This window comes from Streptomyces sp. NPDC052016, from assembly GCF_044548445.1.
In the GTDB taxonomy this organism is placed as follows: domain Bacteria; phylum Actinomycetota; class Actinomycetes; order Streptomycetales; family Streptomycetaceae; genus Streptomyces.
In genome coordinates this window covers 1-14,695 of the sequence record NZ_JBIUBX010000011.1, presented here as the reverse complement: position 1 = coordinate 14,695, position 14,695 = coordinate 1, and the positions used below count along the sequence as shown (strand labels likewise).

13 protein-coding genes and 1 tRNA gene are annotated in these 14,695 nt (G+C 68.5%); 2 read left to right on the top strand and 12 right to left on the bottom strand.

Translation table 11 applies throughout. The features are described 5' to 3' along the window. Positions 1–28 precede the first annotated feature (28 nt). The 10 genes from rpoB to ACIHAR_RS15305 form a co-directional block, all read right to left on the bottom strand. Positions 29–3,514 carry a DNA-directed RNA polymerase subunit beta gene (rpoB, locus tag ACIHAR_RS15350; protein WP_365467672.1) on the bottom strand — a complete coding sequence of 1,162 codons (3,486 nt, stop codon included), beginning with the start codon at positions 3,512–3,514 and terminating at the stop codon, positions 29–31. Between the two features lie 557 nt (positions 3,515–4,071). Continuing rightward, complete coding sequence (gene rplL / locus ACIHAR_RS15345; protein WP_365467669.1) at positions 4,072–4,458, bottom strand: 50S ribosomal protein L7/L12; 387 nt, start codon at positions 4,456–4,458, stop codon at positions 4,072–4,074. 125 nt (positions 4,459–4,583) lie between these two features. Beyond that, positions 4,584–5,114 carry a 50S ribosomal protein L10 gene (rplJ, locus tag ACIHAR_RS15340; protein ID WP_365467666.1) on the bottom strand — a complete coding sequence of 177 codons (531 nt, stop codon included), beginning with the start codon at positions 5,112–5,114 and terminating at the stop codon, positions 4,584–4,586. 309 nt (positions 5,115–5,423) lie between these two features. Next, positions 5,424–6,410 carry a hypothetical protein gene (locus ACIHAR_RS15335; protein ID WP_400019704.1) on the bottom strand — a complete coding sequence of 329 codons (987 nt, stop codon included), beginning with the start codon at positions 6,408–6,410 and terminating at the stop codon, positions 5,424–5,426. Between the two features lie 114 nt (positions 6,411–6,524). Further along, positions 6,525–7,358 carry a hypothetical protein gene (locus ACIHAR_RS15330; protein WP_400019702.1) on the bottom strand — a complete coding sequence of 278 codons (834 nt, stop codon included), beginning with the start codon at positions 7,356–7,358 and terminating at the stop codon, positions 6,525–6,527. A 131-nt stretch (positions 7,359–7,489) separates the two neighbouring features. Next, positions 7,490–8,215, bottom strand: coding sequence for a 50S ribosomal protein L1 (gene rplA / locus ACIHAR_RS15325; protein WP_365467657.1), 726 nt, complete (start codon positions 8,213–8,215; stop codon positions 7,490–7,492). 112 nt (positions 8,216–8,327) lie between these two features. After that, positions 8,328–8,762: a 50S ribosomal protein L11 gene (rplK, locus tag ACIHAR_RS15320; RefSeq protein WP_003998857.1), complete on the bottom strand. Its 435-nt coding sequence runs from the start codon at positions 8,760–8,762 to the stop codon at positions 8,328–8,330. A gap of 169 nt (positions 8,763–8,931) precedes the next feature. Then, on the bottom strand, positions 8,932–9,753 hold the full coding sequence (gene nusG / locus ACIHAR_RS15315) for a transcription termination/antitermination protein NusG (protein ID WP_365467654.1): 822 nt from the start codon (positions 9,751–9,753) through the stop codon (positions 8,932–8,934). A 79-nt stretch (positions 9,754–9,832) separates the two neighbouring features. Continuing rightward, positions 9,833–10,120: a preprotein translocase subunit SecE gene (gene secE, locus ACIHAR_RS15310; RefSeq protein ID WP_365467651.1), complete on the bottom strand. Its 288-nt coding sequence runs from the start codon at positions 10,118–10,120 to the stop codon at positions 9,833–9,835. Between the two features lie 108 nt (positions 10,121–10,228). Beyond that, positions 10,229–10,301 (bottom strand) — tRNA-Trp (locus ACIHAR_RS15305). 294 nt (positions 10,302–10,595) lie between these two features. Between ACIHAR_RS15305 and ACIHAR_RS15300 the strand changes: the two genes are divergently transcribed. After that, on the top strand, positions 10,596–11,822 hold the full coding sequence (locus ACIHAR_RS15300; protein ID WP_365467648.1) for a pyridoxal phosphate-dependent aminotransferase: 1,227 nt from the start codon (positions 10,596–10,598) through the stop codon (positions 11,820–11,822). 159 nt (positions 11,823–11,981) lie between these two features. Continuing rightward, the gene (locus tag ACIHAR_RS15295) at positions 11,982–13,013 is read left to right on the top strand and encodes an adenosine deaminase (RefSeq protein ID WP_365467645.1); all 1,032 of its coding nucleotides are present in this window, start codon (positions 11,982–11,984) and stop codon (positions 13,011–13,013) included. Between the two features lie 71 nt (positions 13,014–13,084). Here ACIHAR_RS15295 and ACIHAR_RS15290 read toward each other — a convergent pair whose 3' ends face one another. Both ACIHAR_RS15290 and ACIHAR_RS15285 read right to left on the bottom strand, forming a co-directional pair. Continuing rightward, a complete protein-coding gene (locus ACIHAR_RS15290) occupies positions 13,085–14,140 on the bottom strand; it encodes a UDP-N-acetylmuramate dehydrogenase (RefSeq protein WP_400019697.1) in 1,056 nt (351 codons plus the stop codon). 129 nt (positions 14,141–14,269) lie between these two features. Further along, positions 14,270–14,695 (bottom strand): MaoC family dehydratase (locus ACIHAR_RS15285; RefSeq protein ID WP_400019695.1); only part of this gene is annotated, 426 nt, incomplete at its 5' end.

Below are 14,695 nucleotides of genomic sequence, written 5' to 3'. Positions count from 1 at the left end.
TTGTGGTTCAAGGTCCGCCGGACTCCCGTCAGACCTCTTCGACGCTGCTCGGCTCGCGCCGGGACAGGTCGATGCCGAGCTCCTCCGCAGCGCGGAAGACGTCCTCGTCGGTGTCACGCATCTCGATGGACATACCGTCGCTGGACAGCACCTCCACGTTCAGGCAAAGGGACTGCATCTCCTTGATGAGCACCTTGAAGGACTCGGGGATGCCGGGCTCGGGGATGTTCTCGCCCTTGACGATGGCCTCGTAGACCTTCACGCGGCCGGTGACGTCGTCGGACTTGATGGTCAGCAGCTCCTGGAGGGCGTACGCCGCACCGTAGGCCTCGAGTGCCCACACCTCCATCTCGCCGAACCGCTGGCCACCGAACTGAGCCTTACCACCCAGCGGCTGCTGGGTGATCATCGAGTACGGACCGGTCGAGCGGGCGTGCAGCTTGTCGTCGACCAGGTGGTGCAGCTTCAGGATGTACATGTAGCCGACCGAGATCGGGTCCGGGAACGGCTCACCGCTACGGCCGTCGAACAGCCGCGCCTTGCCGGACGGGAGCACCATGCGCTCGCCGTCGCGGTTCGGGATGGTGTGCTGCAGCAGACCCGCGAGCTCGTCCTCACGCGCACCGTCGAACACCGGGGTGGCGACGTTGGTGCCCGGGGCGACCTGGTCGGCGCCGATGGCCTGCAGGCGCTGGGCCCACTCGTCGGCGAGACCGGAGACGTCCCAACCGCGGCTGGCGAGCCAGCCGAGGTGGATCTCCAGCACCTGTCCCGGGTTCATTCGGGACGGCACACCGAGCGGGTTGAGGATGATGTCGACCGGGGTCCCGTCCTCGAGGAACGGCATGTCCTCGATGGGCAGGATCTTGGAGATGACGCCCTTGTTGCCGTGACGGCCGGCGAGCTTGTCACCGTCGGTGATCTTGCGCTTCTGCGCGACGTAGACGCGCACCAGCTGGTTCACACCGGGGGGAAGCTCGTCGCCCTCCTCGCGGTCGAAGACGCGCACGCCGATGACCTTGCCGGTCTCGCCGTGCGGCACCTTCAGCGAGGTGTCGCGGACCTCACGGGCCTTCTCACCGAAGATCGCGCGCAGCAGTCGCTCCTCGGGCGTCAGCTCGGTCTCACCCTTGGGCGTGACCTTGCCGACGAGGATGTCACCGGCGATGACCTCGGCGCCGATGCGGATGATGCCGCGCTCGTCGAGGTCGGCGAGGACCTCCTCGGAGACGTTCGGGATGTCCCGGGTGATCTCCTCGGGGCCGAGCTTGGTGTCACGGGCGTCGACCTCGTGCTCCTCGATGTGGATCGAGGAGAGGACGTCGTCCTGCACGAGGCGCTGCGACAGGATGATCGCGTCCTCGTAGTTGTGACCCTCCCACGGCATGAACGCCACGAGCAGGTTCTTGCCGAGCGCCATCTCGCCGTTCTGGGTGGCCGGGCCGTCGGCGAGGACCTGGCCCTCGACGATCCGGTCGCCCTCGTTGACGATGACCTTCTGGTTGACCGAGGTGCCCTGGTTGGAGCGGGCGAACTTGGCCAGGCGGTACGTGATGTACGTGCCGTCGTCGTTGGCGGTGGTGATGTAGTCGGCGGAGACCTCCTGGACCACACCGGCCTTCTCGGCCTTGACCACGTCGCCGGCGTCGACCGCGGAGCGGTACTCCATGCCGGTGCCGACGAGCGGGGACTCCGACTTAATCAGCGGCACGGCCTGACGCATCATGTTCGCGCCCATGAGGGCACGGTTGGCGTCGTCGTGCTCGAGGAACGGGATCATGGCGGTCGCGACCGACACCATCTGGCGCGGCGAGACGTCCATGTAGTCGACGTCCTCGGGGCTGACGTAGTCGACCTCGCCGCCACGGCGGCGGACGAGGACACGGGCCTCGGAGAAGCGCAGCTCGTCGTTGAGCGTGGCGTTGGCCTGCGCGATGACGAAGCGGTCCTCCTCGTCGGCCGTCAGGTAGTCCACCTCGTCGGTGACCTGGCCGTCGACGACCTTGCGGTACGGGGTCTCGACGAAACCGAAGGCGTTGACGCGACCGTAGGAGGCGAGCGAGCCGATCAGACCGATGTTCGGGCCTTCAGGGGTCTCGATCGGGCACATACGGCCGTAGTGCGACGGGTGCACGTCACGGACCTCGAAGCCGGCCCGCTCACGGGACAGACCACCCGGGCCGAGCGCGGACAGACGACGCTTGTGCGTCAGCCCGGACAGCGGGTTGTTCTGGTCCATGAACTGCGACAGCTGGCTGGTGCCGAAGAACTCCTTGATGGAGGCGACGACCGGCCGGATGTTGATCAGCGTCTGCGGCGTGATCGCCTCGACGTCCTGGGTCGTCATGCGCTCGCGGACGACGCGCTCCATACGAGCCAGGCCCGTGCGGACCTGGTTCTGGATGAGCTCGCCGACGCTGCGCAGACGACGGTTGCCGAAGTGGTCGATGTCGTCGGTCTCGACGACGATCATGTCGCCGCTGTCACCGGTGGTCTCGGTCTCGCCGGCGTGCAGCTTCACCAGGTACTTGATCGTCGAGATGATGTCCTCGACGGTCAGGATGCCCGCGTCCAGCGGAGCGTCCGCACCCAGCTTCTTGTTGACCTTGTAGCGGCCGACCTTCGCGAGGTCGTAGCGCTTGGGGTTGAAGTAGAGGTTCTCGAGCAGCGTCTGCGCGGCCTCACGCGTGGGGGGCTCGCCCGGACGCAGCTTGCGGTAGATGTCGAGCAGCGCGTCGTCCTGGCCCTGGGTGTGGTCCTTCTCCAGGGTGGCGCGCATCGACTCGTAGTCGCCGAACTCCTCGAGGATCTGCTCGGTCGTCCAGCCGAGCGCCTTGAGCAGCACGGTGACCGACTGCTTGCGCTTGCGGTCGATACGGACGCCGACCATGTCGCGCTTGTCGATCTCCATCTCCAGCCAGGCACCCCGGGACGGGATGATCTTGGCGGAGAAAATGTCCTTGTCGGACGTCTTGTCGATGGTCGAGTCGAAGTAGACGCCCGGCGAACGGACCAGCTGCGACACGACGACACGCTCGGTGCCGTTGATGACGAAGGTGCCCTTGTTGGTCATGAGCGGGAAGTCGCCCATGAAGACCGTCTGGGACTTGATCTCGCCGGTCTCGTTGTTGGTGAACTCGGCCGTCACGAAGAGCGGAGCCGCGTACGTGAAGTCGCGCTCCTTGCACTCGTCGATGCTGTTCTTCGGCGGCTCGAAACGGTGGTCGCGGAAAGTCAGCGACATCGACCCGGAGAAGTCCTCGATCGGGGAGATCTCCTCGAAGATCTCCTCGAGGCCGGACTTGGTGGGGACGTCCTGACCGTTCTCCAGAGCCTCCTCGACCCGACTCTGCCAAGCGGTGTTGCCGAGCAGCCAGTCGAAGCTCTCGGTCTGCAGCGCGAGCAGGTTCGGAACCTCGAGAGGCTCCTTGATCTTTGCAAAGGAGATGCGCAGCGGGGCGGTGCTGGCGCCGTTGTTCGTATTCGCGGTCGAGGCGTTGCGCGAGGCGGCCAAGAGGGGGTCCTTCCGAGGGCTCGGACTCACTACGCGCGTACCGGCCCCTCTCCCGCGGAAAGAGACAGAAGTCCCAGGTAGGGATCTTTCCATCATCGATGCTCGGGCGAGGGCATGCCCCTGGTGACGGGCAGGGGACAGCTAACAGGCAGCGCAAAGGGTCAGTGTAGCCACTTGGCACACTGATGTCCACTGCGGGTTTTCGAGACCCTCGTTGTTCTCAACTCCTGCGACAAGGCACTGCCCTCAACGCACGTTGATACTGCCCTCTTCGCCGTCGATCCATGCCTCGGATTCGGATCCTTGTGACGACGCGTCCTGAGAATTGCGCGCTGCGTGCGGTTCGTCAAGGCCCCGTTGCCCGAACGGGGGTTCCCGAGACACGACGATGATCACCATACCCCCCGCGTACACGGGTGCAAGGCAACCGCGGCCGCCCCCCTGAGAACGCCGAAGAGCGACCACCCGGATGGATGATCGCTCTTCGGTGCGTTCGCGTTACAGCCCCGGAGGGCCGTTCTCAGCGCGCAGAGGAGGTCGGTGGGACCTCAGAGGTCTTACTTGACCTCGACGGACGCACCGGCGCCCTTGAGGGCCTCGGCGGCCTTGTCCGCGGCCTCCTTGTTGACCTTCTCGAGGACCGGCTTCGGGGTGCCGTCGACGAGGTCCTTGGCCTCCTTCAGGCCCAGGGAGGTCAGCTCGCGCACGACCTTGATGACCTGGATCTTCTTGTCGCCGGCGCCGGTGAGGATGACGTCGAACTCGTCCTTCTCCTCGACGGCCTCGGCGGCCGGGGCACCCGGGCCCGCGACACCGGCAACCGCGACCGGGGCGGCGGCGGTGACGTCGAACTTCTCCTCGAACGCCTTCACGAACTCGGAGAGCTCGATGAGGGTCATCTCCTCGAACTGCGCGAGCAGGTCTTCCTGGCTGAGCTTCGCCATGACGGGCGATCCTTCCACTAATTCGGCTGGTGCCGGATGTACATGTCTGGCGGGCGTACGTTCGGCCCGCTACGACCTCTGCCTCAGGCGGGCTGCCTCAGGCGGCGGTCATTTCGCGAGCCGAATTACTCGGCACCGCCCTGCTCGTCCTGCTTGGCGCGCAGCGCGTCCACGGTGCGGACGAGCTTCGACGGCAGCGCCTGGAAGACAGCGGCAGCCTGCGACTGCTTGCCCTTCAGAGCACCGGCCAGCTTGGAGAGCAGAACCTCGCGGGACTCGAGGTCCGCAAGCTTCTTGATGTCGTCGGCGGACAGCGCCTTGCCGTCAAGGACACCGCCCTTGATGACGAGGTTCGGGTTGTCCTTGGCGAAGTCACGAAGACCCTTCGCCGACTCCACCGGGTCACCGGTGACGAAGGCGACCGCCGTCGGACCGTTGAACAGGTCGTCGAGCGTCGAGATCCCGGCCTCGTTGGCCGCAATCTTGGTCAGCGTGTTCTTCACCACGGCGTACTGGGCGTTCTCACCGAGCGAACGGCGCAGCGTCTTCAGCTGCGCCACGGTGAGACCCCGGTACTCGGTCAGCACGGCGGCGTTCGAGCTGCGGAACTGCTCCGCGAGCTCGGCTACCGCGGCAGCCTTGTCGGGCCTTGCCATGAGCGTCGGCCTCCTTCCGGGTGATGACGACCGCGCGGAAGGGGCTGGGACAAACGAAACGCCCCGGCGCAGGCGCACGAGGCGTAGCTCGACCAGACGAATTCCGTGGGGCGGAGTCCGTCCGGGAGCACTTCCACTGTCACCTGCGCGGGTCGCCCGCATTTCAGCGGATCCTTCGGCCGCCGCACCCTCCTGCGAGCGCACGGCAACGACCTGCGGTCTTTGGCTTCTCCGGAAGAGTACGGGAACGGATCGCCGTCAAGCAAATCCGTTCCCCGCACGGTCGGGGTCGCGCGGCGACGCGACGGGTCAGACGGCGGGCGCGGTCTCCAGCCCGGAGAGGTCCAGGTCCTCCTCGTCCAGGCCGGCCAGTTCCTCGTCGAGCGCCGGGTCGCCGCCGCCGTCCTCGCCGAGGCCACCCTCCGCGAGCCCCTTGAACATCTCGGCCAGGTCGAAGGTCTCGGCGGCCGGCGGCACCTCGACCTCGGCCTTCGCGCCGTAGTCGGAGAAGGTCATGGTGATCTCCACCGTGCCCTGGGGGGTGTCCATGCCGACGTCCATCCGCACCGGCAGGTCGTCGTCGTTGACCCAGACCTCGGTGTCGTAGCCCTCGATGCCGGCCTTCTCGGCCTGCTTCAGGAGCTCGTCGCGCTCCGCGGGGTCGAGGACGTCCAGCGAGTCGTTGGTCTCCAGCATCTCCGCGACGGTGAGGGTGCCCTTGTAGTGCTGGGCCTCGGCGCCGTCGATCCTCTCGCTGCCCACGTGCTCCAGGTTGGGCGAGTCGAGCAGCATGGCCAGCTGCTGCGTCGGGTCCTGGTTCATGCTCTCCAGGCCTGAGGACATCTGCTTGCGCAGTTCCGCGTCGCCGGTGGCCTCCGCCATCGCGGCCATGTCCAGCTTCATCCAGCGCTTGCCGTCCATCTCGGCCGGCGCCTTCTCCCCCATGTCCATGTACATGACGTTGTCACGGAGGATCATCCGGACACGGTCCGGGGCGTCCGGCTCCGCCGCGAGGGCCGAGCCTTCCATCGTGAGGTCCATCACGGCCGGGTCCCAGCCCATGATCCCGGACATCTTCATGTCGCCACCGCCCGTCATGCCGGACGGCATCGACATCGTCATGCTGACTCTGGCGGACTTGGCCTCGGACGTCTTCTCGTACGCGGCCGTCAGCACCTGCGTGGCGGACCTCTGGGCGCCCTGCTGGACGTCCTTCCCCGCTCCTCCGCAGGCGACCGCGCCGGTGAGCAGCAGGGCGGTGGCCGTGGCCCCGGCGATGTTGCGGCGTACGCTCATGTGTCCCCCCAGGACATCGGGACGCGTGGCGTCGTCCGCGTCCATTACCCATCAGGGACCATATCCCGGCGCTCTCTTGGCCGTCCTGCGAGTTTCGAGCAAGCTTTCCAGCCCTCAAGCTGCCGGATGCTTCCCCAGCAGCTCGGAGAAGTCCGCGGTGTCGCGCGGCGGGGGCGCCTCCACGGAGACCTTCGTGCCGTAGTCGCCGTAGTGCGCCGTCTGGCTGTACTCGCCGGCCGCCGTCCGGCCCCTCTCGGCCTTCTTCACCAGCAGGTCCCGGTCGTCGACCCAGATGTCGACGGTCTCACTGGTGACACCGGCCTGCTCCAGCTGCCGCCTCAGGCCGGCGTCGGCCACGTCCGCGACCTCCACCGTGCCCGAGTAGTGCGTGGTGGACCGCCCGTCCACGGTCTCCTCGCCGACCGCGTGCACATCGTCGGAGTCGAGCAGCAACCGCACGGACTGGTCCGGGGTGATGTTGCGCATCTGGTCCGCGAAGTCGGCGCCGGCGCCGAGGCCCTCCAGGTCGTCGTAGCCGTACCGCACCCAGTGCTTGCCGCCGGTCCGCGCGGCGAAGGCCTCGCCCGTCCGTGCGTAGTAGGCGTCGGGCAGGTAGCGGGCCTCCATGGAGGTGAGGCCCAGCTCGCGCATCGTCGCGGCCGTGGTACCGCCGGTGTAGGTGATCGTGAGGGTGCCGGTGAGGCCGTCGCTCCAGCCGAGGGCGCCGGCGGCCTCGAGGGAGAGCTCCGCGCCCATGACGGCCGTGGAGCGCACCCTGGCCGACGCGGCGCGCTCGGTGGCCCGCTCGGCGGCCCGCAGGGCCGCGAGGGAAGCGGGGGTGGCCCGCCCTTCCTCCGCCGGCCGGTCCGAGGACGTACAGGCGGCCGTCCCGATCAGCAGGGCCGCCACCACCAGCGCCAGCCCGCCACGGCCCGTCGTCCACGTCATCGGTCCCCCTGTCCGCTCGCCGTGACCGCACGCTAACCCAGGTCATGGCGTCCGCACACGGGAACGGGCCCCGCACCTGGGAAGGTGCGGGGCCCGTGACCGACTTCGGTGAGCGCTCAGGCTCGGCCCGGTCAGACAGCGGCCGGGTCCTCCTCGACGAGGAGGTTGCGGGTGCGGTTCGAGTCGACCGGGATGCCGGGGCCCATCGTGGTGCTGATGGCGGCCTTCTTGATGTAGCGGCCCTTGGCGGCGGACGGCTTCAGACGGAGGATCTCCTCCAGGGCCGCGCCGTAGTTCTCCACCAGCTTGGTGTCGTCGAACGACGTCTTGCCGATGATGAAGTGCAGGTTCGCGTGCTTGTCGACACGGAACTCGATCTTGCCGCCCTTGATGTCGGTGACGGCCTTGGCCACGTCGGGGGTGACGGTGCCGGTCTTCGGGTTCGGCATCAGACCACGCGGACCGAGCACGCGGCCGAGGCGGCCGACCTTGCCCATGAGGTCCGGGGTGGCGACGACGGCGTCGAAGTCCAGACGGCCCTTCGCGACCTCGTCGATCAGTTCGTCGGAGCCGACGATGTCGGCGCCCGCGGCCTCCGCGGCCGCAGCACGGTCACCGGTCGCGAAGACCAGGACCCGGGCGGTCTTGCCGGTGCCGTGCGGCAGGTTCACGGTGCCACGGACCATCTGGTCGGCCTTGCGCGGGTCGACACCCAGACGGAAGGCGACCTCGACGGTGCCGTCGAACTTGGTCGTGGAGGTCTCCTTGGCGAGACGGACGGCCTCGAGCGGGGCGTAGAGCTTCTCCCGGTCGATCTTGGCGTCCGCAGCGCGGAGAGCCTTGCTGCGCTTGCTCACAACTGCTCCTGTGTGTTCTGAGGAGGCGTGGTACGGGCCGAGCAGGCCCTGCCACGTGCGGCTGCCCGTACGGCAGCTGCAGGGATCTGAGAAGGTGCTACGGGGCTGGGGTTCAGCCCTCGACCGTGACGCCCATGGAACGCGCGGTGCCGGCGATGATCTTCGCGGCGGCGTCCAGGTCGTTGGCGTTGAGGTCGGGCAGCTTGGTCTGGGCGATCTCGCGGACCTGCGCCTCGGTGATCTTGGCGACCTTGGTCTTGTGCGGCTCGCCGGAGCCCTTCTCGATGCCCGCGGCCTTGAGGATCATCTTGGCGGCCGGCGGCGTCTTGGTGATGAAGGTGAAGGAACGGTCCTCGTAGACCGTGATCTCCACCGGGATCACCCAGCCACGCTGCGACTCGGTCGCGGCGTTGTACGCCTTGCAGAACTCCATGATGTTGACGCCGTGCTGACCCAGCGCCGGGCCGACCGGCGGAGCCGGGTTGGCGGCGCCGGCCTGGATCTGGAGCTTGATGAGCCCCGTGACCTTCTTCTTCTTGGGAGGCATAGCTCTCCGCGTCCTTTCGGTTCGGGTCCTGCCCGCGCTCGGGGACCACCCGGACGCAGGCATACCGCACAACGATAACGGGTATAGATGCGCGGCCTAAAACCGCGCAGGTCAGACCGGCTACGAGGAGCCCGCCTGACCTGCGCGGAAGCGGTACGTCCAGAAGGTGTCAGTTCTTCTGGATCTGGTCGAACGACAGCTCGACGGGCGTCTCACGACCGAAGATCTCCACCAGACCCTTGACCTTCTTGGAGTCGGCGTTGATCTCGTTGATGGTGGCCTGGAGCGTGGCGAACGGGCCGTCGGTGACGGTGACCGAGTCGCCGACCTCGAAGTCCAGCACCTGGACCTCGACCTTGCGCTGCGGAGCCGGCTTGCCCTCGGCCTCGGCGGCCTCACGGGCGGCCTTCTCCTCGGCCTCCGGGGCGAGCATCTTGACGATCTCGTCCAGGGTCAGCGGGTACGGGTCGTAGGCGTTGCCCACGAAGCCGGTGACGCCGGGGGTGTTGCGGACGACGCCCCAGGACTCGTTCGTCAGGTCCATGCGGACGAGGACGTAGCCCGGGAGCTTGTTCTGCTTGATCGTCTTGCGGTCGCCGTTCTTGATCTGGACGACCTCTTCCTGCGGCACCTCGGCCTGGAAGATGTAGTCCTCGACGTTCAGCGAGACGGCGCGCTGCTCCAGGTTGGTCTTCACGCGGTTCTCGTAGCCGGCGTAGGTGTGGATCACGTACCACTCGCCGGGCAGGGTGCGCAGCTCCTCGCGCAGGGCGGCGACGGGGTCGACGGGCTCGGCCGGCTCTTCCTCGGCGACGGCCTCCTCGGCCTCGTCCTCTTCCTCGACGTGGAGCGCGGCTTCCTCGGCGGGCTCGCCCGCTTCGGCGTCGGCAGCCTCGAACTCGTCCAGGTCCTCGTCCGCGCCCTCGACGATGTCGAGCTCGTCGTCGACCTCGTCGGGCTCGATGGCGTCGTTCAGGTTCTGGTCAGACACGGTGGCTGCTTCTTCCTGGATACATAGGGGTGGAACACGCGAAAGGGGCGCCGATCACCCGGCGCCCTTCGCTCTTGGCTCAGCCGAAGACGTACTTGGCGGCGTGGCTGAGTCCATAGTCAATCACGGTCACCAGGCCGATCATGACGACGACGAAGATGATCACCACCGTCGTGTACCTCGACAGCTGGGTCCGCGTCGGCCAGACGACCTTGCGGAGCTCCGCGACGATCTGGCGATAGAAGAGGGCGAGCCGCTTCAGCGGGCCCTTCTTGGCGCGCTTGCCGCCCTTGCGGGTCTTCTTCTTGGCCTCAGGGACCTCGTCCTGGGCATCAGGCGTGTCGATGGAGCCCACGGCATCCGCCATTCGTCCTCACCTGTTCCCGGGTCGTGGCCGTGCCGCGCCCGGTCTGAGCCGCACGGCGGTGCATTGCTGTACGTACATGCGCACACATCCTGGCGAAGGTGTGTGTAGCAGGGCCGGAGGGACTTGAACCCCCAACCGCTGGTTTTGGAGACCAGTGCTCTACCAATTGAGCTACGACCCTTTGTGTGTCCCCCAACGTACCGCATTCCCCCGGATGCTCGGTGTGCACCGGTTGTGGCGCGGCTGCAGAAGGCCAACGACGTAGGAGTGTACGTGGTCCTGGCCGCCTCGTCGAACGGAAAGTGGCCCGTGGGGCGCGCCTGGCGGAAGATCGTCGGGAAATCGCCGGAAGATCACCCAGGCCACCGCCCGGAACGCGGCCGCGTCCGGACGGGTGTTCAACGGTGCGCCCGTGGTTGTTCAGTCCGTGAAACCGGTGTGCCGGGCCGGTTTCCTGTCTGAAAACATGGGCCCCATGAGCGCTGCAACCCCTCCCACCGAGCGCCGGGTCTCCGCCCGAATCGGCGCGATCTCCGAGTCCGCCACCCTCGCCGTGGACGCCAAGGCCAAGGCCCTGAAGGCCGCCGGGCGTCCGGTGATCGGCTTCGGCGCCGGCGAGCCCGACTTCCCGACCCCGGACTACATCGTCGAGGCCGCCATCGAGGCCTGCAAGAACCCGAAGTACCACCGCTACACCCCGGCCGGCGGCCTGCCCGAGCTGAAGGCCGCCATCGCCGCGAAGACCCTGCGGGACTCGCACTACGAGGTCGACCCGTCGCAGATCCTGGTCACCAACGGGGGCAAGCAGGCCATCTACGAGGCGTTCGCCGCGATCCTCGACCCGGGCGACGAGGTCATCGTCCCGGCGCCGTACTGGACGACGTACCCGGAGTCGATCCGGCTGGCCGGCGGTGTCCCGGTGGAGGTCGTCGCGGACGAGACGACCGGCTACCGGGTGTCGGTGGAGCAGCTGGAGGCGGCACGCACGGAGAAGACGAAGGTCGTGCTCTTCGTCTCCCCGTCCAACCCGACCGGCGCGGTCTACGGCGCCGAGGAGGCCGAGGCGATCGGCCGCTGGGCCGTGGAGCACGGCCTGTGGGTGCTCACGGACGAGATCTACGAGCACCTCGTCTACGGCGACGCGACCTTCACCTCGCTCCCGGCGATCCTCCCCGAGCTGCGCGACAAGTGCATCGTGGTCAACGGTGTCGCCAAGACGTACGCGATGACCGGCTGGCGCGTGGGCTGGATCATCGGTCCGAAGGACGTCGTGAAGGCGGCCACGAACCTGCAGTCGCACGCCACGTCGAACGTGTCCAACGTGGCGCAGGTCGCCGCGCTCGCGGCGGTCTCCGGGGACCTGGACGCGGTCGCGAAGATGCGGGAGGCCTTCGACCGCCGCCGCAAGACCATCGTGCGGATGCTCAACGAGATCGACGGCGTGGTCTGCCCCGAGCCCGAGGGCGCGTTCTACGCGTACCCGTCCGTGAAGGGCCTGCTCGGCAGGGAGATCCGCGGCAGGCGTCCGCAGAACAGCACCGAGCTGGCCGAGCTCATCCTGGACGAGGCCGAGGTCGCGGTCGTCCCGGGCGAGGCCTTCGGCACGCCGGGCTACCTGCGCCTGTCGTACGCGCTGGGCGACGAGGACCTCGTCGAGGGCGTGAGCCGGATCCAGAAGCTGCTGGCCGAGGCCAGGGACTGACCCGCACACGACGGAGGGCCGCACCGGAGCGTTCCGGTGCGGCCCTCCGTCGTATGTGCGAGTCCGTCGTGCGATGTGCGAGTCCGTCGTGTGTGCGAGCAAGACCACGTTCGTGGATTCCGCTTCCAGGACGGCCGTGACGTACGGCAGGATCTTTGGATGGAGCGTGTACGTGATGTCTCTGAGCTGCCGAAAGCCCATCTGCACCTGCATTTCACCGGTTCGATGCGGCCCTCCACCGTGCTGGAACTGGCGGACAAGTACGGGGTGCGCCTGCCGGAGACGCTGACCGAGGCCCTGACCAGCGGGGAGCCGCCCCAGCTGCGGGCGACGGACGAGCGGGGCTGGTTCCGCTTCCAGCGCCTGTACGACGCTGCCCGCTCGTGCCTGAGGGAGCCCGAGGACATACAGCGCCTGGTGCGGGAGGCCGCCGAGGAGGACGTCAGGGACGGCTCGGGCTGGCTGGAGATCCAGGTCGACCCGACGTCGTACGCTCCCCGCCTGGGCGGTCTGATCCCGGCGCTGGAGATCATCCTGGACGCGGTGGACACGGCCTCGCGCGAGACGGGCCTCGGCATGCGCGTCCTGGTCGCCGCCAACCGCATGAAGCACCCCCTGGACGCGCGCACCCTGGCCCGCCTGGCCGTCCGTTACGCGGACAAGGGCGTCGTCGGCTTCGGGCTCTCCAACGACGAGCGCCGGGGCATGGCGCGGGACTTCGACCGTGCCTTCGCCATCGCCCGCGAGGGCGGCCTGCTGTCGGCACCGCACGGAGGCGAGCTCACCGGCCCCTCCTCGGTCCGCGACTGCCTGGACGACCTGCACGCCTCACGCGTCGGCCACGGCGTCCGCGCGGCCGAGGACCCGCGCCTCCTGAAGCGCCTGGCCGACCGGGGCGTGACCTGCGAGGTGTGCCCCGCCTCGAACGTGGCCCTGGGCGTCTACGAGAAACCCGAGGACGTCCCGCTGCGCACCCTCTACGAGGCAGGCGTCCCCATGGCCCTGGGCGCGGACGACCCCCTCCTCTTCGGCTCCCGCCTGGCGGCCCAGTACGAGCTCGCCCGCCGCCACCACGCCTTCACGGACGAGGAGTTGGCGGAACTGGCCCGCCAGTCGATCCGCGGCTCGGCGGCCCCGGAGGACATCCAGCGCAAGCTCCTGGAGGGGGTGGACGCCTGGCTGGCACCCTGAGGAGGCAGTGGCACGGAGGCGCAGCCCGAACGCTCCCGCACCCGCCCTCGCACCGGACCGAAGCCGGCCCCCTAGAGTTCGGCTCCGACCATGACCGGCTCGTTGACCAGCGTGATCCCGAAAGCCTCCCGCACCCCGGCCACGACCTCCCGGGCCAGCGCCAGCAGGTCCTCGGTCGTGGCCTCCCCCCGGTTGGTGAGGGCGAGCGTGTGCTTGGTGGAGATGCGGGCGGGGCCGCTGCCGTAGCCCTTGGTGAAGCCCGCCTTGTCGATCAGCCAGGCCGCGGAGGTCTTGGTGTGCCCCTCACCGGCCGGGTAGGCGGGTGGCTCCACGCCGTCGCCGAGCCGCTCCCGCACGCGCGCGTGGAACGCCGCGAAGTCACCGTCGGTGAGGATCGGGTTGGTGAAGAAGGAACCCGCCGACCAGGTGTCGTGGTCCTCGGGGTCGAGAACCATGCCCTTGCCGGCCCGCAGCTTGAGCACCGTTTCCCGGGCGTCGGCGAGCGGCACACGGTCGCCGGGCTCCACACCCAGCGCACGCGCCGTCTCGGCGTACTTGAGGGGCGCGGACAGACCGCCCGCGTCCTCGAGCTCGAACCGGACACGCAGGACGACGTACCGATCGGGGTCGGCCTTGAAGCGGCTGTGCCGGTAGGAGAAGGCGCACTCGTCATTGCCGAGGGCGATCGTCTCGCCGGCGCGGCGGTCGTAGGCGATGACCTCGGTGATGGTGGAGGAGACCTCCTGCCCGTACGCGCCCACGTTCTGGATGGGGGTGGCGCCGGCGGAGCCGGGGATGCCGGCCAGGCACTCGATGCCGGCGAGTCCGGCCTCCACGGTGCGGGCGACGGCGTCGGTCCAGACCTCGCCGGCCGCCAGCTCCAGCGTCGTACCGGAGAGCTCGAAACCCTTGGTGGCGATGCGCAGGGCGGTTCCCGCGAAGCCCTTGTCGCCGATGACGAGGTTGGAGCCGCCGCCGACGACGAGGAGCGGCGTGCCGTCGGCGTCGGCCTCGCGCACGGCGGCGACCACCTCGGCGTCGGTCGTCGCGGTCACCAGCCGGGTGGCGGGACCGCCCAGCCGGAAGGTGGTCAGCGGGGCGAGCGGGGCGTCGTGGAGTTCCAGCACGCGCCAAGCCTACGAGACGGCACCGACAGCCCCGCCCCCGCGCTCGCCGCCCGTGAGGGGTCCGCAGCGCACGCGTAAGGGGCGCCTCGCGATGGAGGACGCCCCTTACATCAGCGTTCGAACGGCCCTTCAGGCCAGGCGTACGAGCGCCCGGGACATGCCCAGCACCTTCTGTCCGGCGCTGGTGACGGTCAGGTCGACGCGGACGGTGTCGTCGTCGAGCTTGGCCGCGACCTTGCCGCTGACCTCGATCGAAGCGCCCTGGTCGTCGTCGGGGACGACGACGGGCTTGGTGAAGCGCACGCCGTAGTCGACGACCGCGCCCGGGTCGCCGGTCCAGTCGGTGACCACGCGGATCGCCTCGGCCATGGTGAACATGCCGTGCGCGATGACGTCCGGCAGGCCCACCTCCCTGGCGAACCTCTCGTTCCAGTGGATCGGGTTGAAGTCCCCGGACGCGCCCGCGTACCGCACGAGCGTGGCACGCGTGACGGGGAAGGACCGCGCGGGCAGTTCGGTGCCCACCTCGACGTCCGCGTAGGCGATCTTCGCGGT